Below are 25,591 nucleotides of genomic sequence, written 5' to 3'. Positions count from 1 at the left end.
AGTTGGGCAAATTATTGACTAAGGCTTAAAGCCCCATTCAAGTTTAAATCTTTCGCTCGATTTTGTTTGCATCCTGCACATGCAACTGCAATTTAAATAGGGAGGCCATATGTCTAATCCACAGGGCACAATGACAGTGGGGCAAATTATGCGCAAAAATTGGCGCGAATTTGTTGCAGCGAGCGCCGGTAACGCGCTCGAATTTTATGATATTTTGATTTATGGATATTTTTCCATAACCATTGGTAAGCTATTTTTTCCAAATTCTGACGAAACAGTATCACTGCTTATTGCGGTTGGTACTTTTGGTATTTCGTTTGTTACCCGTCCGCTTGGTTCGATCATTTTAGGTAGCTATGCTGATAAGGCTGGCCGAAAAGCCTCAATGTCCTTGTCTATCGGGCTTATGGTGCTTGGCACTGCAATGATTACCTTTGTACCAAGTTATGAGACGATTGGTTTCATTGCTCCTTTCGTCATTATCATTGCGCGTATGATCCAAGGCTTTTCAACCGGCGGCGAATTTGGCGCGTCTGTTGCTTTCCTTGTTGAACATGCAGGAACCAAACGCCGTGGCTTTTTTGCCAGTTGGCAAATGGCAACCCAAGGCCTAGCAACGGTCATGGCGGCAGGTATGGCAGCATTGATTTTTTGGTTTTTCGATGCAACCCAAATTGAAAATGGTGCATGGCGCATTGCCTTTGCCTTTGGTTTGCTTATCGGCCCTGTTGGTTGGTATATTCGCCGCAATGTGGCTGAAACCGAAGAATTTGAACAAGTTAAGCATGAAAAGGTTGATCATAAGCCATTTAAGGAACTTTTGACCAATAATCTAAATAGCATGTTGCTTTGCATTGGCATTGTTGCTGCGGCAACCGCTTATAATTATGTTCATAAAATCTATATGCCAACCTATTCCATCAAGCAATTGCATTTGCCTGCAACCGTTTCTTATATTGGTGCATTAATCACCGGTTTGATGTTGTTGTTTGTGTCTCCCATGGTTGGTGCATTATCAGATCGCTTTAACCGCATTAAGCTTGTTGGCTTTTCGTTGCTATTGCTTGGCTTAACCTCGTTTCCGTTGATCTATATTTTGAACAAATGGCCAAGTGCAACCACGTTATTCTCTGTGCAAGCTTTTGTTGGTTTCCTTCTTGCTTTAAGTTTGGCAGCTATGCCAGCACTTATTGCTGATATTTTCCCAACCAATGTGCGCAGTACCGGGCTTGCAGTTAGTTACAATATTTCTGTAACTATTTTTGGTGGTTTCGCGCCGCTTATCGCAACATGGTTGATTGATAAGACACACAATAATCTTGCTCCGAGCTTTTACGTTATAGCAACCGTTGTGCTAAGCTTAATTGCCATTACTGCGCTTTATCAACGCACACCAAAACGCCGCTAATATAAGGCTAGAGCAGCTTTGACTAAATTAAACTAAGCTGCTCTTTATTTTTGATTTGACGCATTTTTGACTGAAAGTCCGTTTTACTATTTTGCTAAAATGGAGGGAGAAAATAAATTATGACTTCAAAATTCAAACATTATCCAATTGAATTGCCTTTTCCAGATATTTCCGTTTGGAAAGAAGGCAATTGCGGCGTTCAATATATTCACCATTTTGATTCAGGTAAGCCAGGTAAGCATGCAATGATTATGTCATTGGTGCATGGCAATGAAGTCAGCGGTGCGTTGACTGTTGACCGCCTATTACGTGATGGTTTCAAACCAAAACAAGGCAAGCTTACCCTTGGCTTTGCAAATATTGCTGCTTATGAAGCTTTTTCAGCTGAAAACCCAGATGCAACACGGTTTATCGAAGAAGATATGAACCGCGCATGGGATAATGAATCGCTTTACGGCACGCGTGATACCATCGAAATTCGTCGCGCCCGTGAAATTGAACCAGTGCTTGCTGATGTAGATCTACTGCTTGATCTTCATTCTATGCATGAAGCTGATCCGCCAATTATGATGGGCGGCGTATTACCAAAAGGTGAAGCGCTTGCACGAGCCATTGGCGTGCCAGAATTTATTATTATGGACCAAGGGCATAAGGCTGGCAAACGCTTGCGTGATTATGGTCAGTTTGGTAATCCAAATAATGATAAGGCAGCGGTTTTATATGAATCAGGGCATCATTTTGAAAAGCAAGCCTATCCGCTAGCTCTAGATGTTGCTGCGCGTTTCTTAATCGTTGCTGGTGTTGCTGATGCAAGTGACGTTTCAGATTATTTGCTTAATCAAGCACCAGTTACACAAAAAGTCATTGATATCACCGAAGCTGTGACGATTAAAACTGACAATTTCCGCTTTGCTGAAGATTATGTTGGTATGCAAGTTATTGCTAAAAAAGGCACAGTCATTGGTTATGATGGCGATGAGGAAATTGTCACGCCATATGATAATTGCTATTTGTTGCAGCCCACTTTGCGTCATGCACGCATTGGCACCACTGCGGTGCGCTTGGGTCGTGAAAAATAGATTTAACTTAGATTTGCAGTTTTTTCTATTCCTCCCGTCATGTAAAAAACTGCAATATGACGAGCATTTTTTGTAAGTTATGGATCATCACTTGCAAAAAAATTGCTCAAGGGTTCTTATCCATCCTCCCCCTTTCACGGATAAGAACCCTCCATTTCTTGACCCGTTGGGTATTTTTCAAAAAATAAAAATATTGCATAGAGCACTTTTTTCGATCGTAAAAAGTGTTCTTGGGCTCCTATTCTATTCCTCCCCCCGCTTTTAAGGAATAGGGGCCCACCTTTTTTAATCTATCATTTTTTCTAATTTGCACCAATCAGCAATAAATAATGCCATGGTTTGCGTTACTTTGCGCAAGGATTGTAAATCCACACATTCATCAAAACCATGCGGATTTTTACAATATGGCCCATAGACGAGAGTTGGGCAATCGCCATAAAGTCCAGTAAAGCGCGCATCCGTGGTGGCAGCAAACACATGCTCGCCAAGTTCTTCATTCCATACTTGCCTATGCGATCGTTGTAAGGCAGCTTCTTGCGCTTCAGCATTTTCAAGCACATAGCCTTCTGCCAAAAAGCCCGTATAGCGAATTTTCGGCATATTTTGGCAGCCCTTAATTTGAGCTGCTTTATCCATAATAAAGGCTTCAAATTCTTTGCAGATTTCGTTTATTGATTGTTTAGGATAAACGGCAATGCGCACTTCAAACGTGCAAGAGGCCGGCATGCTTGACGGCCATTCGCCGCCATTTATTTTACCAATATTAAAATTAATTGGGTGGGGGTGCTTATCAAAAGGCGGATGGTTGGACTTTTGCGCGTTCCATTTGCTTTCTAATTCGTCCAAAGCTTGCATTAATTGCATTGCAATATGGATAGCGCTTGCGCCTTTGCCAAAATCCCCAGATGCGTGACCGGGAGCGCCTGATACTTCGACCTCTATCCAGATAGGGCCAGTTTGCGCCCGCATTAATTTGGGTTCCAATGGCTCAGGAATGAAAGCTGCATCGGCACTATATCCACGCACAAGGCAGGATAAAGCACCATTACCCGTACATTCCTCTTCAATGACTGATTCAACATAACAAGGTGAAGCTGGCATAAAGCCTAGAGATTGCAAGGCTTTCAATGCAAAAATATTGGCTGATACGCCTGCCTTCATGTCGCCTGCGCCGCGCCCATACATCCAGCCATTTTCAATGCGTGGTTCAAAAGGCGGCGATGACCAAGCTTCCAATGGGCCGGTTGGTACCACATCAACATGGCCATTTAAGATAAGCGATTGGCCAAGAGTTTTGCCCTTGGGCAGATATTGGCCGACCACTGACCATGCATCATCATAAGATACGCTAACGGGAGAAAAGCCACGATGGGATTTAATCGCTTCAATATCAATCAACCATTTATCAACATTTAGACCAAGATCAATCATTGCCTCAGCCATAAAATCTTGAATAGCTGCTTCTTGTCCTCTTAGTGAGGGAAACTTAACCAGTTTTTCAAGAAATTCCACCTGTTGATCAAAAAGGCGATCGACAGCCAATTTGATATCTTCGTTGCTGGGGTAGGGGACTGATGACATGAGGGCTAACCTTTATGCTGTGATATGATTGATTGATATTTTATTAATAGCTAACTTGGTGCATCAAGAACTTTTTGCTTTTCGCAAACCTACCCCTTTGCCTTTCGCAGGGCCATCAGGCTTAAAATTTCAAATAATATTTGTGCACCCGCATGAGCAGTATTTGTGGTTGCATCATAAGCAGGGGATACTTCCACCACATCGCCGCCAATAATGTTAATACCAGCAAGCCCCCGCAATAATTCTTGTGCTTCACGGGTTGTCAATCCACCAATTTCTGGCGTTCCAGTGCCCGGAGCAAAGGCTGGATCAAGACTATCAATATCAAAGGATAAATAAACTGGATGATCGCCAATTAATTTGCGGGTTGTTTCGATAATTGCGGCAATGCCGCGTTTTTGGATTTCTTCGGCATGGATAACGCTCATGCCTGATGCATAAGAAAATTCCCATAAATATTCAGATGAGCCGCGAATGCCAATCTGGATTGTCAATGTTGGATCCAGCACGCCTTCCAATACCGCGTGACGAAAAGGGCCACCATGATGGAAGCGGCAATTGTCAAAAGGGCCACCTGTATCGCAATGGGCGTCAATATGGATCATCGCAACAGGACGGCTTTTGCCAATTGCCCGCAAGATTGGCAAGGATATTGAATGGTCGCCGCCAACCGATAGTGGCTTAACCCCAGCATCAATAATTTGGGTTATAGTCTCTTCAATATCTTGGTGGCAACCAGTCAGATCATAGCGGCTACGAAATGGTACATCGCCAATATCAGCAAAATTCATCGCCATTTTGGGGGCGATTTTTAAAGCATGATTATAAGGTCCAACGCGTTCAATCGTTCTTAAAGCGCGTGGACCAAAACGGCACCCATTGCGGTTGCTAATCGCCAAATCCATCGGCACCCCAAGCAAGGCAACATCAAGATTAGTTAAATCTGGGGCGCTCCAATCGATTTGTCGATACGGCGCGTCTAGCAATGTGGGAACGCCAGCAAAAGGTGCTGCACGCGTGCCGCTTTTATTGATAACTCCCGCTGCAACTGCATTGAAATGCTCGTCATAGATCTTATTTTCGTTTTCGCCTCCAAAGCGAGCCCTTAAGGCTTCTAAAGCGTTTTTGTCCATTTCAAGGTTTTCCTGTTCTTCAAAATTAGATTTAATTTATAACAGCTTAGGTCAAATCTATAAGTTAAGTTTTGCCGGCCAATTTTAAATCGCTATCGATTGGGCATTGCTGCCCAAAATTAACATGGCTTGTTGAATTAATTTTTATATGTGTGCAGCACGGATTTTTCATTTTCAATCGGCAATGCCCAAACACATAGAAAAGTTATCAATGTAAGACCGCCGAAAAGCCCGGCAAATGGAACCCAATTGGTACCAAAATAATGAGCAAGCCAAACACCAATCATTGGGGTTGCGCCACCAAAAATTGCCCCGCAAAGCTGATAGCTCAGCGAAATACCGCTATAGCGCATTCTGACTGGAAAGGCGCGCGGTAAGAAAGGCGCGATCACCGCGTAATAGGCGCCAACAAGGAAGGTTGCCACCAAAATAGCAATGGCAATATTTATAGTGCTGCCTGAAACAACTAACAGCATCATTGGTACTGCCCAGATAACACCAAGCCCAGTCATGGTCATTAATAAACTACGCTCACTATAACGGGTTGCCAAAAATGAGCCAATAGGAAATGAAATAATTTCAACCACACCAACCCATGAAATAATATTGAGAATAGTGGATTTTTCTATTTTGAGATAGGTGGTGGTATAGTTAATCATAAAGGTAGTAATGAAATAAAAACCAGCAACGCCAAGGATACACGCACCAATGCCAAGAATTAAAGCTGTTGATTTTTTAGCTAATAATTCTTTAATAGGGATAATTTCATGGCTGGATTTGCTGTCAAGTTGCGCCTGCATTTCAGGGCTTTCATTAATGCCAAGGCGAATAATAAAAGCCAAAAGAACAAGCACACCACTTGCAAGAAATGGAATGCGCCAGCCCCATGACATTAAATCTTCAGTTGGCAAGTCAGAGACATAGCGAAAAGCAAGGGTTGCCAGTATAAGACCAACGGGACTACCATATTGCGGAGCGGATGCTAAAAATGTTCGCCATTTTTCGGGCGCATGCTCGGCGGCAATTAAAACAGCGCCGCCCCATTCACCGCCAACCGCAATACCTTGGATAAGTCGCAAAAATACCAGCAAAATAGCGGCATACATGCCAATAGATTCATAAGTTGGTAAAGCACCGATAAGGGTGGTAACGCCGCCCATAATGAGCAAAGTTATTACAAGGCTAAGTCGGCGGCCAAGCTTATCGCCAAAATGACCAAAGATCGCCGCGCCAAAGGGGCGTGCAATAAAGCCAACCGCAAAAGTACCAAGGGCCGCAAGATTGCCAAGATAAGAGCTTTCACTTGGAAAGAATAATTGCCCAAAAACAAGGGCTGCGGCAGTACCATAAATATAAAAATCATACCATTCAATGGCAGTACCTAAAAATGCAGCCAGTGCTGCGCGTATCGGTTGCGGTTTTCCCATAGGTTGTTCCTGTTGTTATTTTTATTAGAAAAATTTTTTACGGCAAAGAGGCAGGTCTATTGTTTAATGGGGTATCTGGGTGATTTCATTATGAAGCGTAAATAAAGGCATCATGCCATGGCAAAGCCTAAGCAATTCATGCAGTTTGTGATTTAAGGGTGAAATCAATAAGCGGTTTTAAGTGCCAATGGCAATAATATTTCTAAACCATTGGCGGCGGCCTAATGATTAAAAAACCTTAAAGCATTTGGTTGTTACAAATTTTATGTGATGTCTAAACATTTAAGTTGCCTCCCAACTTATCCGTAAATTTCCCAAATTACGAGTTCATCATATTGAACTTCATTCAGTATAGTGTATATTTATTTAAAATGAATAAATTGTCAATTGAGAATTTGAGCCAATGGAAAAAGAAACTGCCCATAATATTCCAGCCTTGCGCCGTGCCGCGGCAATCCTTGATCTTTTGGTTGATAGTGATGAATTGCTAAATGCCGCCGATATTGTAAAAAGGTTGAAAATCCCCAAAAGCACCGGTCATGGTTTGCTGCATGTAATGTGTGAATTGGAATTAATACAACGCAATATTGATGGTACATTTAAACTTGGTACAAAATTATCAAAATGGGGAAGCAGGTTTTTATCTAATGTTGATTTGGTTGATGCTTTTCATCAAATTGCCAGTGAACATTGCGACTTAGCACCGTATACACTGACATTATCAGTTCCTGAAGGGAGTGAGGTTGTTTATATTGCTTGCCGTAATAGCAATGCGCCCTTGGGATTTACTTTTAAAATTGGTATGCGTTTGCCAATTTATTTTACCGCAACCGGTAAAGCAATGATGGCAAGCTGGAGTGACGCCAAAATTAACACATTGGTTAAAACTCATGATTGGCCGCAACCGCTTACCCCATCAAGTACCCGGGATTTCCAAATATTCAAGACGGACATGCAAAATATTCGCAATAACGGTTATTCGATTGATAATGGTGAGATACGCGATGGCATGATTTGCCTCGGTGCAGCAATTAAAAACCATGCAAAGCAAGCAATAGCCGGTATTGCAGTAAGCTTAACTGAGCAAGAAGCAACAGCAACAACAATTGAACTTATTGGCAGTAAAATTAGCACAACGGCATTAAAAATATCAAAATTATTGGGCTATTATGCGTGATGTTTAAGTTCAATTCTTGAACTATTATCTGTGATAAAAGATAAAAACAATGTAAAATATATTGTTGTATTAAATTAATATTAACGCGAGAAAATACTTTGTTGAAATTACAAAATCACTAGAAAAATTTAATTTATATAATATAATAAAGGGGCAATATGTATTGAGCTCTCTTTTTTTATTTTATTATTAAGGTCTTTTTATATAAATATTAAATCTTGATAATAGCCACTAACATATAGTTTTATTAACAAAAATAATGATTGAATATATAGAGTGCAGTGAAAGGTGTTTTATGATTAATCGGCATTTCACCCAAAAAGATTTTGAAGAAAGAATATCCGCTGATTATGTTTTTTACTATTATAATCAAAATAAAGAATTGGATCATGATGATGTAAATAAGGTATTTTTAATATATTTAGAAAAGATCAAGGATAAAATAAACCCAGAATTTCATCCCTTTATCGAATATTCAAAGGAATTTTACTTTGGTAGCCATGTCGGTGATGAAAAATTTCTTGAGGAAAAAAGGATTGAACTTTGGAAAAAGATAGGGAATTATTCACAAAGTCGGTTTTATAATGAGGGAAGACTTGTTCTACATGTTTTATATAGTTTAAAAGCTTGTATTGCTTTGAACACCGATGAGCCAGAATATATGATTAGCCTTTTCTTTGCCGAAGCTTTGGATTTAGATGGAGATAATTGGCAACATATTGAACCATCTATTGCTCAATATTATGCACCAACTTTTATAGTTGAGGATTAATGCGGCTATGGGGTGAGCTTTTGTCTTTTTTGAAAATATTTATATAAAAAATTGAAAAATAACCCGGTAATTAGCCCCATCAAGCAAAAGATCAAATGTAATTCTAATAAAGAAATTAAATCTTTCAAAACGAAAATATCAAGACCCAAAAAGCTCAATTCGCATATAAATATACTATAAATAATTGCTACTATAAGGTTAATATGAGGTTTGAAAAACCAATAAAGCGGCAATGTAAGCAGGCAAAAAATAGCTGCATGTATGGCAAGCAGGCATATTTCAAAAAAAATTATAAATCCAAATACAATTGTATAGGAACCAAAATAACTTTTAATACCACCGGCACTACAGCCGAAAAACGCACAAAGAATAATCAGCGTTGCAATGATAATACACAGCCAATAGGCTTTCAAAAAATTACGCATTTTTCTTCCTATAGCTTAAAATTCTATCGAATAAAGATAGCATTATCTATTCTTGGTTTGGTAAGCCATTTATAAATAGCCCAAAAAATTAGCCCCGTTATAGCGCCAATCACCGTAAAAAAAATGGATATGATGTAAAATGGCACAAAACTCTTTACCACGTAAAAATATAAGAGGGTTGCATTGGCTAAGCCAATTGCTGTACTCCAGCTAAGGATATATAAAAATTTTAATTTAAAGTATTTTTGTAATATTAAAAAGAGCGGTATGCTTATTGCGACAAATAGACCTATATTAATAATAAATATTGCCAGAAATAAACCAAGAACTATCTTTATAACTAGCATCGTCATGCCATCATTAAGATCAATTCCTATTTCCTGGTTAAATGTAATACTAATTATAAAAGCTATAATAAGTAGGTTGGTTGCAAGGTAACTTAGCCAATAGGCAGAAATAAAACGCCACATAAATCCCCCTTAATAAATATGAACTTTGTTCAAAGTTTTATCCTTTTGCTTCATAAAGTCAATCTATTATTTTGATAAATTGGAAGAAGTAGGTTCAATGCGGAACGCACCTATTGGTTTTTGTTTTAAAATAGGCAATATTGCCTGAATATTTGGGTTTATTCAGCGCATGTGGGGAAAAAGATGTTGCAAAGGTTTTTACAAGGCTTTTGGGAGGTTCTATACAATCTATTTTGTAAAAGATCTGATCAACGCTATTTAAATAGTAAAAATTTCGCTGTGCATCATAGCCTTGCTGATGAATATGGCTCTCATTATCAAGATGTAAAAAAGCTGTTTGATTGTATTTTTGAAAATAGGCTCGATGATTTTGAGCAAGGCTATACAATTTTACGTAAAAATGACCAATTATTACAAGGCGGTGTTTTAAAAAGCGGTTTGGTTTGGCAAAGATTAGGTATTGAATTTGGGCGCTATCCGCTTGAGCAGTTGCAACAGGGACTTGCAGCAATTGGAAAATGGGCTGAAGAAAAGCAAAGTGCTTTTGGCTTTGGTCTTTATGCTTATTGTCTTCATCATGCTGCATGGACTGAAGGCGGCGATCATTATGCCGATGAAGCAAGCGAAGAAGAGATAGATGGCTATTTCCGCAATATTGTTCAGATGGAAGCGGCTCTAACCCGAGATGTTGAAGGCAAAGATGATTGTTTAATTTGGAATTTGGCCAATTATAATTATCATTCTGATGGCATTTGTGGTGTTAAGACATTAAATAAATTATTCAAAAAATTAATTGCCTTGGATCCTGATAATCTTAATCACTATTGCCTGCATGCTTTTAAATTATTGCCCCGCTGGCATGGCAATTCTATGCGTGACATGGATAATTTTGCCCGACAAGCAATTGAAAAAACCAAGGATAGATTTGGCAATGGCGTTTATAGCTTGATTTATCATTATCAATTTCGCCTAGCCGACCACGAGGTTGAGGATAGTTTTTGCGATTTAGAATTGTTAAATCAAGGCTTTGATGATTTATATAACCGTTTTGGCGGACAAATGATTGTAAACCGCCAAATAGCAACATTAGATTGGGCGCAGGATTATCGTCGGGCAAAAGAAATTATTGATACAAGATTAACCGCCATGACACCATTGGCATGGATGTCAGAGGATAGCGACGAAGGGCTTGAATTTGCCCGCGATACAATTTCTTTTATTGGTCTTTTAGAAGATGATGAAGAAGATGATTAAAAAACGCTGTTTTTAGTCCGTCATTTATCGTTTTGTTAAATTTAAAAAACGAACATATTGCAAAACTTTGATGGTCTATTCGATTTAAAGCATAAAAAGTGATGATAGAAGATAGGCAAGTATTTATTGTACTATCGTTTTAGCCCAAAATGCTGTTGCTTTATGCATTTAAAATTCAAAACAATTTAAAACGATTTAAAAAAAATACCTTTTTTGTCACCAAATCTTAATTGCCTAATATTTGATTTTATTAGCATAATTGCGTTTAATCTGGGACAATATGTCGCTTGACAGGTGCTGCAGATTCATCAACACTCTTATTTGGAGTGAGTGTAATCTGGGAGGATTCCATGACGTCAGCATTTGACAAAATTTATAATGAGTGGCAGCAACAGCCTGAACAATTTTGGGGAGAGGTTTCCAAACTTATTGATTGGTCGAGGCCATTTGACAAAGTTTTTGACAAGGATCAAGGCGTTTATGGCCGTTGGTTTACGGGTGGTAAAACCAATGCTTGCTATAATGCGGTTGATCGCCATGTTGAAAATGGCCGCGGTGAACAAGTCGCTGTTTATTATGATAGTCCGGTGAGCCATGGCAAGCGCGCCATTACCTATCGCGAATTGTTGGACGAAGTGCAGGCATTAGCTGCTTTCATGCAAGATCTTGGCATTAAAAAGGGCGATCGCGTTCTGATTTATATGCCGATGATACCACAAGTTTTCAACTCCGTTATGGCATGTACGCGTATTGGCGCTATCCATTCAATTGTTTTTGGTGGTTTTGCTGCCAAGGAACTTGCTATCCGTATTGATGATTGCAAGCCAAAACTTATTCTTGCCGCATCTTGTGGGATTGAACCTAATCGCATTGTGCCTTATCAATCCATGGTTAATCAAGCAATCAGCATGGCCGAGCATCAGGTAGAGCATTGTATTGTTCACGAACGCCCGATCATTCAAGAAAAGCCTGAAGGCTTATTTGAATTAAAAGAAGGTCGCGATTTTGATTTTGCCGTGGTGCTTAAAGAAAATATGGGGCGCAAAGTCCCTTGTGTTGAGGTGGACGCGACTGATCCACTTTATATTCTTTACACATCTGGCACTACCGGCAAGCCCAAAGGGGTAATGCGCGATGTTGGCGGCTATCTCGTGGCGCTTGCTTGGTCTATGGAAGCGATTTTTAACGTTAAACCGCAAGAGGTGATGTTTACCGCGTCTGATGTTGGTTGGGTGGTTGGCCATTCCTATATTATTTATGCACCACTATTAATTGGCGCAACTACGGTGCTTTATGAAGGTAAACCCGTTGGTACACCAGACCCCGGTTCATTTTGGCGTATTTGCGCTGAATATAATGTGCGCTCGTTCTTTTCTTCGCCAACCGCCCTTCGCTCGATTAAGCGTGAAGATCCCCATGGTGATTTTACCAAAAACTACCAATTACCCAATTTGCAAGCGATGTTTTTAGCCGGTGAGCGCGCCGATCCAGATACATTAAATTGGGCGCATGAGCTTTTTGACATTCCCATCATTGATAATTGGTGGCAGACCGAGACAGGCTGGCCAATTGCTGCAAATCCTATTGGCATTGAATTAATGCCGATTAAACTTGGTTCACCAACCCGGCCCATGCCCGGTTATGCCATTGATGTGCTTGATGATGATGGTCAAAAGCTGCCGCCCGATAGTTTTGGCAATCTTGCCTTCCGTCTGCCATTGCCTCCTGGCTGTTTGCCAACCCTTTGGCAAGCCGATGAGCAGTTTAAAAAAAGTTACCTTGAGCGTTTCCCCGGCTATTATAACTCGGCAGATGCTGGTTATATTGATAAGCATGGCTATGTCTTTGTTATGAGCCGCACCGATGATATTATCAATGTTGCGGGTCACCGTTTATCCACCGGCGGTATGGAAGAGGCTATTTCAGGTCATCAAGATGTTGCTGAATGTGCAGTTATCGGCATTAGCGACAAGTTAAAAGGACAAGTCCCATGCGGCTTTATTGTGCTAAAACATGATGTTAGCCGCGCCAATGATGTTATAGAAAAAGAATGTGTTGACCGTATCCGCGACATTATTGGCCCCGTTGCAGCTTTCAAGCTTGTGGTAACTGTGCATAAATTACCCAAAACACGCTCGGGTAAAATTTTGCGTGGCATGATGCGCAAAATTGCCGATGGCGAGGAATGGACAGTGCCAAGCACAATTGAAGACCCATCAACTTTGCAAGAAGTGCAGCAATTACTGATTGAACGCAATATTCGCCAAGTTGCTTGAAGCATAAAACACTTTTGACAACTCCCCTTTAGCGGCTATTCACCCCGATAGCCGCTAATGCTCTTTAAGACAATCTTATGCTCAGTACCTAGCACTATTTAATCGATTATGGTTAAAGTAATTTTGGCATACCCATCATATAATTTTGGATAATTGTTACACCATTATCACACAGGTTTTTTTAAAAAAATCCAAGAAAAGCATAGTTCCGACGGTCAGCCCGTCGCGATGCAGTGCGACCATGTTTAATTATATGCTTATTGTCTGGTAGGTATTTAATATCTCTTAAATATATTAAAAAACATAATCCATTAAGGTTACATTTTTCTCTTTAATCTTTTTGATGTTTTTATAAGGATATAAAAACTTTTCATAAACGGTTTCGATATTATCACCAATTTCTGGAAATTCTATGATATAGGCATTAAGTTTATTAATGAGATTCAACTCGGTTGCTTCATCTAAGGTTTCATACATTTTCGTCAACTGATCTGACGCATGATGATTTTCAAGCAATTTTGTCAATATGCTATTGATGATATCACTACTACAAAATGGAATGGACCCATCAGATTTATCCAAAAATTTTACGTGCTTAATTAACATAATCAGGGCATAAATCTCAGTTTGATCTAAAGTAACAGATTTGTCCAATTTTTGCATGCGGCATGGCCTTTTGTAATTCAATTTACAAAACAATCTTAGTAAATGATTTTGGCTGAAAAACGCAACAATGCCAATAGGCAAAAAAGTTGAGGCTTAACTATCTGGGCGTTAGCTATTGGCTGACGTATTTATATTTTCATTTCTTTTGTTATGAAAATATTACTCAAATCAACGGAATTATTACGATTGTCGCTATACACTTCTTTATATGTGTAACATTTTTCGCACTTTTAATTGTATGATATGGACCATTTGATCATTATAAACATAAGTTTCTTTTATTTGTATCATGGGCTATAAATATGCTTATGTGATTGCGTTAACCTTCTTTATTTATTTAAGGTCTATGGCCAAAACTTCCAACAGGTGATTAAAAGCTGTATTTAAGGTGAATTAGGTTCAACTACAGCATGTAATTTTTTCGTTTCAGATGCCCCCACGCTTAAAAGGCATAAGTGAGGAACTAAAATGTTTATTATAGATTTTGTTGAAGTGCAGTATAGCGATAATATAATCTTTATACCTTCCTATATTGTTGAGCCAATAAAACAATATGGTAGTATATCATTCATAAATCAGCTAGAGGCAGAAAATGCGGAAGGCATTGATAACCCTAAAGGATTTATCCAGTTTCAATGGGGAATAATAAAAGGAACCTCCGATTTTTATAATTTTGAATGTATTGCCTATGTTGGCGGCGCTCTGATGCTCAAACTTAAAGATGGTAAAGAGAATTATCTTTTAATTAAAAACTTTCCTTATGAAGAATATGAAAAATCGCGCAATTTATTTCGATCATGGGGGTTAGAAGTGCGAAATTAAATAACTGTAAATTTCAAGTCAGATTGTTTTTTATTTAATTGAAAATTTTTAATAATATAGCCTTATCATTAAGGCGAAATTAGGCCTATTTTGGGTTACATGCTAGTGTTTTGGGATGATAACTCATCAATTGAGATTGACTGATGGAAAGCGCCGCTTATCAACACAGCTTTACACTGCCTAACAGTGGAAAATAAGGTGATTTACTGCTTTATCACCAATAGTTTTATAATCTGATTAATAAAGTCACAATTTTAAGCAATTATTTTTTATCTTGGGCCGGCGCGAAAATCAAAAATAGAGCACGCTTATAAACAATGAAATGCCCCCCATCACTCGCTAAGCTTGTTCAATTTCAATTAAACTGCCGTCAAAGTCCTTGGGGTGGATAAAAAGCACCGGCTTACCATGGGCGCCGATTTTTGGTGTTCCATCGCCCAAAATACGAAAATTATTTGCTTTTAACTTATCGCGCATTGCCACTATATCATCAACTTCAAAACAAATATGATGCACGCCGCCATTGGGATTTTTGGCTAAAAAACCAGCAATGGGAGAATGTTCACCAAGCGGATATAATAGTTCAATCTTACTATTTTCAAAGGTGATGAAAACAACGCTTACGCCATGCTCCGGCAAATCTTCTATGCTTGATACTTCTGCGCCAAGCATTTGATAGCGTTTTGCCGCTTGCTCGAGGTTTGGAACGGCAATTGCCACATGATTAAGGCGGCCAAATTGGCTCATACTAAACTCCCCTTATGCTTTGTGGCAAATTGCGTTTTTATTCTAATCATTGCGCAATTTACCTTCCAAAAGATCAAGAATTTTTGCCGCTGCCTCTACCACATTGGTGCCTGGGCCGAACACTGCGGCAACACCATGGGCTTGTAAAAATTCATAATCTTGGCGCGGTACGACACCGCCGCATACCACAATAATATCACTACTGCCGCGTTTTTTGAGTTCTTCCACCAGTTGCGGCAACAAGGTTTTATGACCAGCAGCAAGGGAAGATACACCAATAAGCTGCACTTTTTTGGCAATTGCCATATCGGCGGCTTCATCAGGTGTTTGGAAAAGTGGGCCAGCAATAACTTCAAAACCAATGTCACCAAAGGCGGAGGCAATGATTTTTGCACCGCGATCATGGCCGTCTTGCCCCAGCTTTGCCACCATAATACGCGGTTTTTGGCCAATTTTACTGGCTATTTCGCCCATGCGCCTTTGTAAATGCTGATATTCTGGCTCATTTTTATAGGCTTTACCATAAATATTTTTCACAACTTTTGGCGTTGCAACATGATCGCCAAAAACTTTGCGCATGGCATCCGATATTTCGCCAACACTTGCCCGCGCCCGCGCCGCTTCAACTGCTGCTGCCAATAAATTGCCTTTGCCGCTTTTAGCAATATTTTCCAAGTCACTAAGGGTTTTTGCAACTTTGGCAGGGTCGCGGCTTTCGCGCATTTTGGTAAGGCGGGCAATTTGCGATAAGCGCACTTTGCTGTTGTCAATTTCCAAAATGTCGAGCGTGTCTTCATTTTCAAGGCGATATTTATTAACGCCAACAATTACCTCATCACCTTTATCAATCGCTGCTTGCCGCGCGGTTGCCGCTTCCTCAATCAAGCGTTTGGGCAAACCGTCTTTTACCGCCTTGGTCATGCCGCCAAGCGCTTCTACTTCTTCAATCAATGCCCATGCTTTTTGCGCTAATTCATGGGTAAGGCTTTCAACATAATAAGAGCCAGCCAAAGGATCAACCACTTTGGTGACACCGGTTTCATGGTTTAAAATAAGCTGCGTGTTACGGGCAATACGGGCGGAAAACTCGGTTGGCAGCGCAATTGCCTCATCAAAAGAATTCGTATGCAAGGATTGCGTGCCACCAAGCACTGCCGCTAATGCCTCATAAGCGGTACGCACAATATTATTATAAGGATCTTGTTCTTGCAGCGACACGCCTGAGGTTTGACAATGAGTGCGCAGCATTAAAGATGATGGTTTTTTAGGCGCAAATTCATGCATAATTCGCGACCATAAAAGCCTTGCTGCCCGCAATTTTGCCGCTTCCATAAAGAAATTCATGCCAATGGCAAAGAAAAACGATAGTCGCCCTGCAAATTGGTCAATATCAAGCCCTTTGGCAAGGGCAGCGCGTACATATTCGCGGCCATCTGCCAAGGTGAAGGCTAGTTCTTGCACTAACGTTGCACCAGCTTCTTGCATGTGATAGCCAGAAATTGAAATGGAATTGAATTTTGGCATTTCCTGTGCGGTATATTCAATAATATCGGCAATAATCCGCATCGAGGCTTCTGGCGGATAAATATAAGTATTGCGGACCATAAATTCTTTTAAAATGTCATTTTGAATAGTGCCAGAAAGCTGCGATCTTGGCACGCCTTGTTCTTCACCTGCCACAATAAAACTTGCCAAAATGGGGATTACCGCGCCATTCATGGTCATAGATACCGACATTTCATGAAGCGGTATACCATCAAAAAGGATTTTCATATCCTCGACACTATCAATGGCAACGCCAGCCTTGCCAACATCGCCAACGACGCGTGGGTGGTCAGAGTCATAGCCGCGATGGGTTGCAAGATCAAAAGCAACAGACAGGCCTTTTTGCCCTGCATTTAATGCTTTTTTATAAAAAGCATTGGATTCCTCGGCAGTGGAAAACCCTGCATATTGGCGAATAGTCCATGGCCGCCCCGTATACATGGTTGCCCTTGGGCCGCGCAAAAACGGATCAAGCCCCGGCAAACTATCCAATTCGGTAATATCGGCAATATCATCGGCGGTATAAACTGGCTTAATGTCAATGCCTTCTGCTGTGTGCCAGATAAGTTGGTCGGGTGAGCCTTTTAGTTCTTTTTCGGCAAGTTTTGCCCATTCATCGATCTTTAGGTTATTTGGCTTATGGGGCATTTAATTAAACTCCATAATAATTTGATCAACGGCTAGGCTTTGGCCAATAGTGGCGGCAATTTTTGTAACTTGACTTTTCTTTTCTGCCCGCAACATATTTTCCATTTTCATTGCTTCAACAATTGCTAGTGGCTGGCCTGCTTCAACCTCATCGCCTTCATTGACCAAAATTGCGGTAATCACCCCCGGCATCGGGCATAGCAACATTTTTGAGGTATCAGGTGGTAATTTCACGGGCATTATGCTGGCAAGTGCCGCCACATGAGGCTCGCGTATTCTTGCTAAAACATCAATACCAGCATAGCGCAGCCTTATTGCTGTGCCTTTAATTTCGGTTTTAACTGCGAGGATTAGCCCATCAAGGTTGAAAATACCAAGGCTCATGCCCGGTTGCCAGTCACTTTCAACGCTCATGGTTTCACCATCGTCAAAGTGCATCAATATGGTTTTATCGTCTTCTGTTATTTTGAGGTTAAACGAGTTTTCATCAAGACCATTAAGAGTAACCACCCAATCCTTGCCAATAATGCGGCGGTGATTATCTAAAGTTCCAGAAATCATGGTGGCGCGTTTTTGTAAAATGAGATTGATAAAACCTGCAATTGCAGCAAGGGCGCGTGCCTGCCCAGCATTTGGGGCAACACCATGAAAACCGTCAGCAAATTCTTCAGCAATATAGGCGGTGGTTAAGCGCCCTTCTTGAAAACGCTGCTGCCCCATAACGGCTGACAAAAATGGAATATTATGGCCAATGCCTTCGACCTCAAAACGGTCAAGCGCTTCACTCATCGCTAAAATGGCGCTTTGTCGATCTTTACCCCATGTCACTAATTTTGAAATCATTGGGTCATAATAGATGGATATTTCACCACCTTCATAAACGCCGGTATCATTGCGCAATTTTATATCATCCAAACCATCAATATGGGTTGGGGATTGGTAGCGGCTTAAACGTCCAGTTGAGGGTAAAAAATTGCGAAATGGGTCTTCCGCATATAGTCGACATTCCATAGCCCAACCATGCAATTTTACGTCGTCTTGAGTAAGCGGCAAGGGTTGACCATCAGCAATTTTGATCATTAGTTCGACAAGATCAAGTCCAGTGATAAATTCAGTGACCGGATGCTCGACTTGCAAGCGCGTATTCATTTCAAGGAAATAAAAATTGCGATTGCCATCAACAATAAATTCCACCGTACCGGCTGAATAATAGCCAACGGCGCGGGCAAGTGCTACGGCTTCTTCGCCCATGGCTTTACGGGTGGCACTATCTAAAAACGGCGATGGCGCTTCCTCGATAACCTTTTGATTGCGCCGTTGAATGGAACATTCGCGCTCACCAAGGGCAATAATATTGCCATGCTTATCACCAATAATTTGAATTTCAATATGGCGCGGTTCGGTGACAAATTTCTCGATAAAAATGCGGTCATCGCCAAAAGATGCTTTTGCTTCGTTTTTAGAGGCTTGAAAGCCTTCTCGGGCTTCTTCATCATTCCATGCAATACGCATGCCTTTGCCGCCGCCACCAGCTGACGCCTTAATCATCACCGGATAGCCAATTTGACTGGCAATTTTTACCGCTTCATCACTGTTTTCAATTAAACCCATGTGACCTGGTACAGTGGAAACACCAGCCTCATTTGCAAGTTTTTTACTGGTGATTTTATCGCCCATGGCACGCATGGCATTGGCGGGTGGGCCAATTAAAGTAATGCCGTTTTCTTGTAAACGCTCGGCAAAAATTGGGTTTTCCGACAAGAAACCATAGCCGGGGTGCACAGCATCGGCGCCGCTAATCTTAGCGGCTTCAATGATTTTATCGATGACCAAATAGGATTGCGCTGACGGTGAGGGGCCAATATGAATAGCTTCATCCGCTTCGCGCACATGTAAGGCGTTAGCATCCGCATCAGAATAAACGGCAACAGTGGCAATACCCATTTTTCGTGCGGTGCGAATAACGCGGCAAGCAATTTCACCACGATTGGCGATTAGAATTTTTTGTATCATTTTTGCCTCGGACAATGCGACAAAGTAAAAAATAAAAACACGATATTATCTCAACAATGAAGTGACGTGCTCTAAAGCGGAATGGTGTCATGCTTGCGCTTACGGCTCTCAACCTTTTTATTGCGCAGCGCTGCAAAAGCACGCGCAACGCGCTTGCGGGTTGAATGGGGCATAATCACTTCATCAATAAAGCCGCGTTCCGCCGCTACAAAGGGGTTGGCAAAACGGCTTTCATATTCTGCAGTATGGGCTGCAATTTTTTCCTCATTGCCAAGGTCGGAGCGGTAAAGAATTTCCGTTGCCCCCTTGGCACCCATCACTGCAATTTCTGCCGTTGGCCATGCATAATTAACGTCGGCGCCAATGTGTTTGGATGCCATCACATCATAAGCACCGCCATAGGCTTTACGGGTAATGACTGTCACCATGGGCACACTTGCTTGCGAATAGGCAAAAAGCAATTTTGCACCATGTATAATAACGCCATTATATTCCTGCGCCGTTCCTGGCAAAAAGCCCGGTACATCAACAAGGGTTAAAATAGGAATATTAAAAGCATCGCAAAAGCGCACAAAACGCGCACCCTTTCGCGCCGTATCAATATCAAGACAGCCGGCAAGCACCATGGGTTGATTGGCGACAACGCCAATGCTGCGCCCCTCAATGCGAATAAAGCCCGTGATAAGGTTTTTGGCAAAATCTGCTTTCACTTCAAAAAAACTACCCTCATCAGCAATGGTTTGGATAAGCTCTTTCATATCATATGGCTTGGTCGAAGAATCCGGAATAAGCGTATCAAGCTTCATATCAAGGCGTTGAGGATCATCAAAAAATGGCCGCACAGGTGGCTTTTCTTGGCTGTTTAAAGGCAAATAATCAAAAAGTAGGCGGATATTTTCAAGGGCTTCAATATCATTTTCAAAAGCACCATCGGCAACCGATGATTTTTGCGTATGGGTGGCGGCACCGCCTAGTTCTTCGGCGCTGACAATTTCATTGGTGACGGTTTTAACCACATCAGGGCCGGTCACAAACATATAGGACGAGTCCCGCACCATGAAGATGAAATCAGTCATTGCCGGTGAATAAACCGCGCCGCCGGCACATGGCCCCATAATCACCGAGATTTGCGGCACAACGCCAGAGGCTTCAACATTGCGGCGAAATACTTCCGCATAACCTGCAAGAGATGCGACACCTTCTTGAATACGCGCCCCGCCTGAATCATTAAGACCAATGACAGGTGCACCATTGCGTGCCGCCATATCCATAATTTTGCATATTTTTTGTGCATGGGTTTCAGAAAGTGATCCGCCTAAAACGGTAAAATCCTGCGAAAAAACATAAACTTGCCGACCATTAATGGTGCCCCAACCGGTTACAACGCCGTCACCTGCAAATTTTTGCTGCTCCATACCAAAATCTGTGCAGCGATGGCTAACAAACATGTCATATTCTTCAAAGGAATTGGCATCAAGCAAAACGTCAAGCCGCTCGCGGGCGGTTAATTTACCCTTTTCATGTTGTGACCTTATGCGCCGCTCTCCGCCGCCTTGGCGCGCATTTTCACGCCGCTCTTCCAATTGTTGCAAGATTGCCCGCATTATAACTCCAATCCCGTTAATATTTTTACGTCAAAAATAATTAGTCGGCTAAATAATATAATTGCCTTATACGTTGGCTCTGGTTTCGGCCTAAACGTCTTTAAATATCCCAACTAACAAAGTTAAGTGTGCAATGGCTAAAATTACATTGAGTAATTTAGCTTAATTCAATAATGAATACAGTAGTTTATAGTGTAAAGTTAAAATCAAAAGGGGTGGTATGCCTATCATTAATGACGATGCTTCTTCGTGTAACAATGCGCATTTGGCCTATTCTCCCTAAACCAATAGCACTCGTTAACTCACCATAAGCATACCAACCCTCGTGCCTCCCCGGCCAAACGTAACCTTTTAAAATGGCAAATCTGACAACGACTTTGTTTGCAATCAGACTCTCAGCCATATTCGCTTAAGAATCAAGGTAACAGATTTTTATAAATAATAAAGCTTGATTGTGTGCAAATGCATAAGTTATAAAAATGCAAATTGTAAATTGCAAAATTGTGAAAATCATGGCTATTGGTAAATTATATATTGGGCGCAAAGTGCGCAAATTGCGTGAAGAGCATCAAAATACCCAGATGCAATTTGCTGAGCGCATTGGCATATCAACCTCTTATCTCAACCAGATAGAGAATAATCAAAGACCAGTTTCTGCGGCTGTATTATTATCGCTAGCTGAAAAATTTCACATTGATATAGCAAGCCTTTCCTCTGGTGAAGATGACCGTTTGCTTTCAGCGTTAAGTGACACATTAAGCGATCCACTGTTTGAAAATAACCGTGCGAGCCTCCAGGAATTGCGGCTTATTGCTCAAAATGCCCCCAGTCTTGCCCGTGCGTTGATTTCTTGTCACCAAGCCTATCGGCTAGCATCGGAACAATTGGCAAGCAGTGATGATCGCTTGCAAACTAGCGGGCTTAGCGAAGTTTCGCCTTATGAAGAAGTGCGCGATTTTTTCCATTTTGTCGATAATTATATTGATAGCCTTGATAAGACAGCTGAACATTTGGCTGCTTCTATCGGCATTGGTGAAAATGATAATCACGCTGCTTTAATCCGCATTTTGGAAGAAAAATATCAAATATTGGTTCGTTGGGGTAGCCTTGACGACACTACTGTGCGGCGTTTTGACGCGATGAGCAAAACCCTAACCCTTAACCCTTATGCACCCTTGCAAACCCGTATTTTTCAACTTGCTGTACAATTAGCGCAATTTGAAACCGATGATCTTTGTGAAGAAATTATCAATAAGGCCAATTTTAAATCGCATGAAGCTGAGGAAATTTGCCGCATTGGGCTGCATAATTATTTTGCAGGTGCTTTGGTGTTGCCTTATATGCCATTTTTGCGCACGGCTGAATTATTACGCCATGATATTGAATTATTGGCCGCGCGTTTTGGTGTTTCATTAGAGCAAGTTTGTCACCGCTTATCGACTTTGCAACGCCCTGGCTCAAAAGGTGTACCAATCTTTTTTGCCCGTGTTGACCGTGCCGGCAATATTACCAAACGCCATAGTGCGGCTAAATTGCAATTTGCCCGCTTTGGTTCGGCCTGTCCAGTATGGAATGCCCACCAAGCTTTTGAAACGCCGGGTAGTATTATCCGCCAATTGGCTGAAACGCCAGATGGCGTGCGCTACCTTTGCCTTGCAGTGCAAGTGGTAAAGGGCAATGGTGGCTATCGCAGCACACACCCCCATTATGCTTTGGCTTTTGGTTGCGAAATTTCCAATGCTAAAAGCTTTGTCTATTGCGATGACTTGGATCTTGGCAATGGGGCAGCTTATGAAGCTATCGGTATTTCTTGCCGCATTTGTGCGCGTACAAAATGCGCCAACCGTGCCGTACCACCCTTAAAGCATCGTTTAAACATTAATCATGATTTGCGTGATGTTTTACCCTATACATTGGAGCAGATTGGATAAAATTTTGCCATAAAATCAATCCTGCGGCAATAAAACGCAAGCAATGCCATAATCGAAGAATAGGGATTATGCTATGATTAAGGTGGGTTAAAAGTCCCTAAAATTCGTTGTGGCCGATAAGGCATAATTTTCGAGGCGATAAACATGGCTAAAATGAAAGCAGCAATTTTTGTTGAAAAGAACCGTATTGTTCTTGATGAAAAGCCAATTCCAGATATTGGCCCGCAAGATGCGCTTATTCGCATCACCACAACAACTATTTGCGGAACTGATATTCATATTCTTAAAGGGGAATATCCCGTTGCTAAAGGCCTAACCATTGGCCATGAGCCGGTTGGCATTATTGAAAAACTAGGCAGCGAGGTCAAAGGATTTAAAGAAGGGCAACGGGTTATTGCAGGCGCTATTACGCCAAGTGGCATATCCAATGCCTGTATGTGTGGTTGTAGTTCGCAAGATGGCCCGGGCACAAAGCATGGCTTTCAAGCAATGGGTGGCTGGAAATTTGGCAATACGATTGATGGCGCACAAGCTGAATTCTTGCGGGTAAATAATGCAGCCGCTAATTTATGCGCTATTCCCGACAAGCTAAGCGATGAACAAGTGTTGATGTGCCCTGATATTATGTCAACCGGCTTTTCTGGGGCAGAGCGCGGCGGCGTTAAAATTGGCGATATGGTGGTGGTTTGGGCACTTGGCCCAATTGGACTTTGTGCTGTGGCTGGCGCTAAACTTTGCGGTGCAACAACGATTATTGGCGTTGATACAGTACCAACCCGCATGGCAATGGCCAAACAACTAGGTGCAACCCATGTGGTGGATTTTAAAGCTTGTAATGCGGTAGAAGAAATCATGCGCATTACCGATGGGCGCGGCGTTGATGTTTCGATTGAGGCTTTAGGTTTGCAATCAACCTTTGAATCTTGCCTTAATGTTTTGCGCCCTGGTGGTAAATTATCAAGCCTTGGCGTTTACTCGGATGATTTAAAAATTCCGCTTGCCGGCTACCGAGCAGGCTTGGGCGATATTGACATTGTTAGTGGTCTTTGCCCCGGCGGCAAGGAACGGATGCGCCGTTTGATGAGCGTGCTTGAAAATGGCGAAATTGATCTAAAGCCATTGGTAACCCATAGCTATAGCCTTGATGATATTGAAAAAGCCTATGAGCTTTTTGCTCATCAAGCTGATGGCGTGATGAAAATCGCGATTAAAACCGCCGCTTAAGGTCATTAAAAAAGAAAAAAGAGCATTTTCGCTTCATGGCGAAGATGCTCTTTTTGTATGTTTTTAATGCGTATAGCTTCACAGTGTCGCAAAACTACTCTATGGTCAAAACACTTGCGTTTTAAAAATGCCGAGATTTAAACAATTTAAAAATACAAGGATTTATCTGATGGGTTCAGCTTCAAATGACGCAAATATCGCAGCTCTTCGCAGTGAGGCCGAAAATGGCGATGCAAGCGCGCAAAATAATTTGGCGGTCATTTATGACGAAGGCCACGGCGTTGCGCAAGATAAGGTAGAAGCTGCTAAATGGTTTAAACTTGCCGCAGCGGAAGGCGAGATGAATGCACAGTTAAACCTTGCCAAAATGTATTTTGAAGGCGAAGGCGTTGCCTATGATTTGCAGCAATCTGTAAAATGGTTGCAGCTTGCGGCCGAACAAGGTCTAGCCGAAGCGCAATTTATACTTGGTAGTTTTTATGATACCGGTAAAGGGGTTGAGCAAGATAAGCAAGAGGCGGTAAAATGCTTACTCTTGCCGCAGAGCAAGGCTATGCAGAGGCTCAATGCGATTTGGGTGTGATGTATGCTGATGGCGATGGTGTCACCCAAGATAATAATGAAGCTGAAAAATGGTATAGTCTTGCTGCCGAGCAAGGCGATGTTGTTGCGCAATTTAATTTGGCAGCGCTTTATCATAGTGGAGCGTTAGCAACCAAAGACAACCAAGATGCTTTAAGATTATACCAGCTTGCAGCCGAACAAGGTTATGAATTTGCCCAATATAATTTAGCCTATATTTATGAACATGGCTTGGGCATTGACGAGGATATGCAAGAGGCTGAAAAATGGTATCGTTTGGCAGCAGAGACCGGAAATTCAGCTGCTCAATTAGCTATTTCTAAAATGTATCTTGAAGGCGAAAATGTTGAGAAAGATTTGATGGAAGCGGCAAAATGGGCGCGTCTTGCCGCAGAGCAAGGCGATGAAGAAGGGCAATTTGTTCTTGCATCCCTTTATGATAATGGCGATGGCGTTGAAGAAGACAAGGCGCAAGCGGCTAAATGGTATTTATTGGCGGCACAGCAAGGACATCCTGTCGCGCAATTTAATTTAGGCTACATGTATAGTGAGGGCGAAGGTTTGCCTCAAGACAAGGCGCAAGCAGCTAAATGGTATAGCTTAGCGGCGGAGCAAGGTGATGGTGACGCGCAATTTAATTTAGCTGAATTATATCAAAATGGTGATGGCGTAGAGCAAGATAAGGAAAAAGCCGCCCACTGGTACCGCTTAGCGGCAGAGTACGGCGACAGCGAGGCTGAAAAGGCATTAAAAGCCCTTTAACGATCACGCTATGAGCGGGGGTAAGGGTATCTTATTTACAAGGAT

General features: G+C 41.6%; 21 protein-coding genes. 11 read left to right on the top strand and 10 right to left on the bottom strand.

Annotated elements, in window-relative coordinates; all coding sequences use genetic code 11:
- The first annotated feature begins 109 nt into the window (after positions 1-109).
- Together H3299_RS15225 and H3299_RS15220 are read left to right on the top strand one after the other, a co-directional pair.
- Positions 110-1,408: an MFS transporter gene (locus H3299_RS15225; RefSeq protein WP_246708258.1), complete on the top strand. Its 1,299-nt coding sequence runs from the start codon at positions 110-112 to the stop codon at positions 1,406-1,408.
- 119 nt (positions 1,409-1,527) lie between these two features.
- Positions 1,528-2,487 (top strand): succinylglutamate desuccinylase/aspartoacylase family protein, encoded by a 960-nt coding sequence (locus tag H3299_RS15220; RefSeq protein WP_182419842.1) that lies wholly within the window; start codon positions 1,528-1,530, stop codon positions 2,485-2,487.
- Positions 2,488-2,772: 285 nt separating this feature from the next.
- Here the strand turns inward: H3299_RS15220 and H3299_RS15215 are convergent, their stop codons facing one another.
- From H3299_RS15215 to H3299_RS15205, 3 genes are all read right to left on the bottom strand, one after another.
- Positions 2,773-4,068 carry an ArgE/DapE family deacylase gene (locus tag H3299_RS15215; RefSeq protein ID WP_182419841.1) on the bottom strand — a complete coding sequence of 432 codons (1,296 nt, stop codon included), beginning with the start codon at positions 4,066-4,068 and terminating at the stop codon, positions 2,773-2,775.
- 89 nt (positions 4,069-4,157) lie between these two features.
- Entirely contained in the window at positions 4,158-5,201 is a 1,044-nt protein-coding gene (gene speB, locus H3299_RS15210; RefSeq protein ID WP_182419840.1) for an agmatinase, read from the bottom strand.
- 137 nt (positions 5,202-5,338) lie between these two features.
- The gene (locus H3299_RS15205; protein ID WP_182419839.1) at positions 5,339-6,628 is read right to left on the bottom strand and encodes an MFS transporter; all 1,290 of its coding nucleotides are present in this window, start codon (positions 6,626-6,628) and stop codon (positions 5,339-5,341) included.
- A gap of 403 nt (positions 6,629-7,031) precedes the next feature.
- On the opposite strand from H3299_RS15205, the gene H3299_RS15200 reads away from it, so the two are divergent.
- Both H3299_RS15200 and H3299_RS15195 read left to right on the top strand, forming a co-directional pair.
- Positions 7,032-7,805: an IclR family transcriptional regulator gene (locus H3299_RS15200; protein ID WP_182419838.1), complete on the top strand. Its 774-nt coding sequence runs from the start codon at positions 7,032-7,034 to the stop codon at positions 7,803-7,805.
- Positions 7,806-8,100: 295 nt separating this feature from the next.
- Positions 8,101-8,577 carry a hypothetical protein gene (locus H3299_RS15195; RefSeq protein ID WP_182419837.1) on the top strand — a complete coding sequence of 159 codons (477 nt, stop codon included), beginning with the start codon at positions 8,101-8,103 and terminating at the stop codon, positions 8,575-8,577.
- Between the two features lie 5 nt (positions 8,578-8,582).
- Here H3299_RS15195 and H3299_RS15190 read toward each other — a convergent pair whose 3' ends face one another.
- Together H3299_RS15190 and H3299_RS15185 are read right to left on the bottom strand one after the other, a co-directional pair.
- Positions 8,583-8,990, bottom strand: coding sequence for a hypothetical protein (locus H3299_RS15190; protein WP_182419836.1), 408 nt, complete (start codon positions 8,988-8,990; stop codon positions 8,583-8,585).
- 35 nt (positions 8,991-9,025) lie between these two features.
- Positions 9,026-9,472, bottom strand: a complete 447-nt coding sequence (locus H3299_RS15185) for a hypothetical protein (protein ID WP_182419835.1) — start codon at positions 9,470-9,472, stop codon at positions 9,026-9,028.
- Positions 9,473-9,655: 183 nt separating this feature from the next.
- On the opposite strand from H3299_RS15185, the gene H3299_RS15180 reads away from it, so the two are divergent.
- Together H3299_RS15180 and H3299_RS15175 are read left to right on the top strand one after the other, a co-directional pair.
- Positions 9,656-10,726 (top strand): hypothetical protein, encoded by a 1,071-nt coding sequence (locus H3299_RS15180; protein WP_182419834.1) that lies wholly within the window; start codon positions 9,656-9,658, stop codon positions 10,724-10,726.
- A gap of 350 nt (positions 10,727-11,076) precedes the next feature.
- Positions 11,077-13,002: an AMP-binding protein gene (locus H3299_RS15175; protein WP_182419833.1), complete on the top strand. Its 1,926-nt coding sequence runs from the start codon at positions 11,077-11,079 to the stop codon at positions 13,000-13,002.
- Positions 13,003-13,296: 294 nt separating this feature from the next.
- On the opposite strand, the gene H3299_RS15170 is transcribed toward H3299_RS15175, so the two are convergent.
- Positions 13,297-13,665: a hypothetical protein gene (locus H3299_RS15170; protein ID WP_182419832.1), complete on the bottom strand. Its 369-nt coding sequence runs from the start codon at positions 13,663-13,665 to the stop codon at positions 13,297-13,299.
- A gap of 471 nt (positions 13,666-14,136) precedes the next feature.
- On the opposite strand from H3299_RS15170, the gene H3299_RS15165 reads away from it, so the two are divergent.
- Positions 14,137-14,490 (top strand): hypothetical protein, encoded by a 354-nt coding sequence (locus H3299_RS15165; protein WP_182419831.1) that lies wholly within the window; start codon positions 14,137-14,139, stop codon positions 14,488-14,490.
- Positions 14,491-14,829: 339 nt separating this feature from the next.
- On the opposite strand, the gene mce is transcribed toward H3299_RS15165, so the two are convergent.
- The 4 genes from mce to H3299_RS15145 all read right to left on the bottom strand — a co-directional run bounded on the left by mce (position 14,830) and on the right by H3299_RS15145 (position 21,047).
- Positions 14,830-15,237, bottom strand: a complete 408-nt coding sequence (gene mce / locus H3299_RS15160) for a methylmalonyl-CoA epimerase (protein WP_182419830.1) — start codon at positions 15,235-15,237, stop codon at positions 14,830-14,832.
- A 42-nt stretch (positions 15,238-15,279) separates the two neighbouring features.
- The gene (gene scpA, locus H3299_RS15155) at positions 15,280-17,430 is read right to left on the bottom strand and encodes a methylmalonyl-CoA mutase (RefSeq protein WP_182419829.1); all 2,151 of its coding nucleotides are present in this window, start codon (positions 17,428-17,430) and stop codon (positions 15,280-15,282) included.
- A complete protein-coding gene (locus H3299_RS15150) occupies positions 17,431-19,443 on the bottom strand; it encodes an acetyl/propionyl/methylcrotonyl-CoA carboxylase subunit alpha (protein WP_182419828.1) in 2,013 nt (670 codons plus the stop codon).
- Positions 19,444-19,514: 71 nt separating this feature from the next.
- The gene (locus H3299_RS15145) at positions 19,515-21,047 is read right to left on the bottom strand and encodes an acyl-CoA carboxylase subunit beta (protein WP_182419827.1); all 1,533 of its coding nucleotides are present in this window, start codon (positions 21,045-21,047) and stop codon (positions 19,515-19,517) included.
- 512 nt (positions 21,048-21,559) lie between these two features.
- Between H3299_RS15145 and H3299_RS15140 the strand changes: the two genes are divergently transcribed.
- The 4 genes from H3299_RS15140 (at position 21,560) to H3299_RS15125 (ending at position 25,546) form a co-directional block, all read left to right on the top strand.
- Complete coding sequence (locus tag H3299_RS15140) at positions 21,560-22,978, top strand: short-chain fatty acyl-CoA regulator family protein (protein ID WP_182419826.1); 1,419 nt, start codon at positions 21,560-21,562, stop codon at positions 22,976-22,978.
- A gap of 144 nt (positions 22,979-23,122) precedes the next feature.
- Positions 23,123-24,202 (top strand): NAD(P)-dependent alcohol dehydrogenase, encoded by a 1,080-nt coding sequence (locus tag H3299_RS15135; protein ID WP_182419825.1) that lies wholly within the window; start codon positions 23,123-23,125, stop codon positions 24,200-24,202.
- Between the two features lie 169 nt (positions 24,203-24,371).
- Positions 24,372-24,785, top strand: coding sequence for a tetratricopeptide repeat protein (locus tag H3299_RS15130; protein WP_182419824.1), 414 nt, complete (start codon positions 24,372-24,374; stop codon positions 24,783-24,785).
- Entirely contained in the window at positions 24,728-25,546 is an 819-nt protein-coding gene (locus H3299_RS15125) for a tetratricopeptide repeat protein (protein WP_182419823.1), read from the top strand. Before H3299_RS15130 ends, H3299_RS15125 begins: the two co-directional genes overlap by 58 nt.
- Positions 25,547-25,591 lie beyond the last annotated feature (45 nt).

The organism is Bartonella sp. HY038 (assembly GCF_014117425.1).
Lineage (GTDB): Bacteria > Pseudomonadota > Alphaproteobacteria > Rhizobiales > Rhizobiaceae > HY038.
Note: the sequence above shows the minus strand (reverse complement) of the source record. Positions and strands in the feature narration are given on the sequence as shown.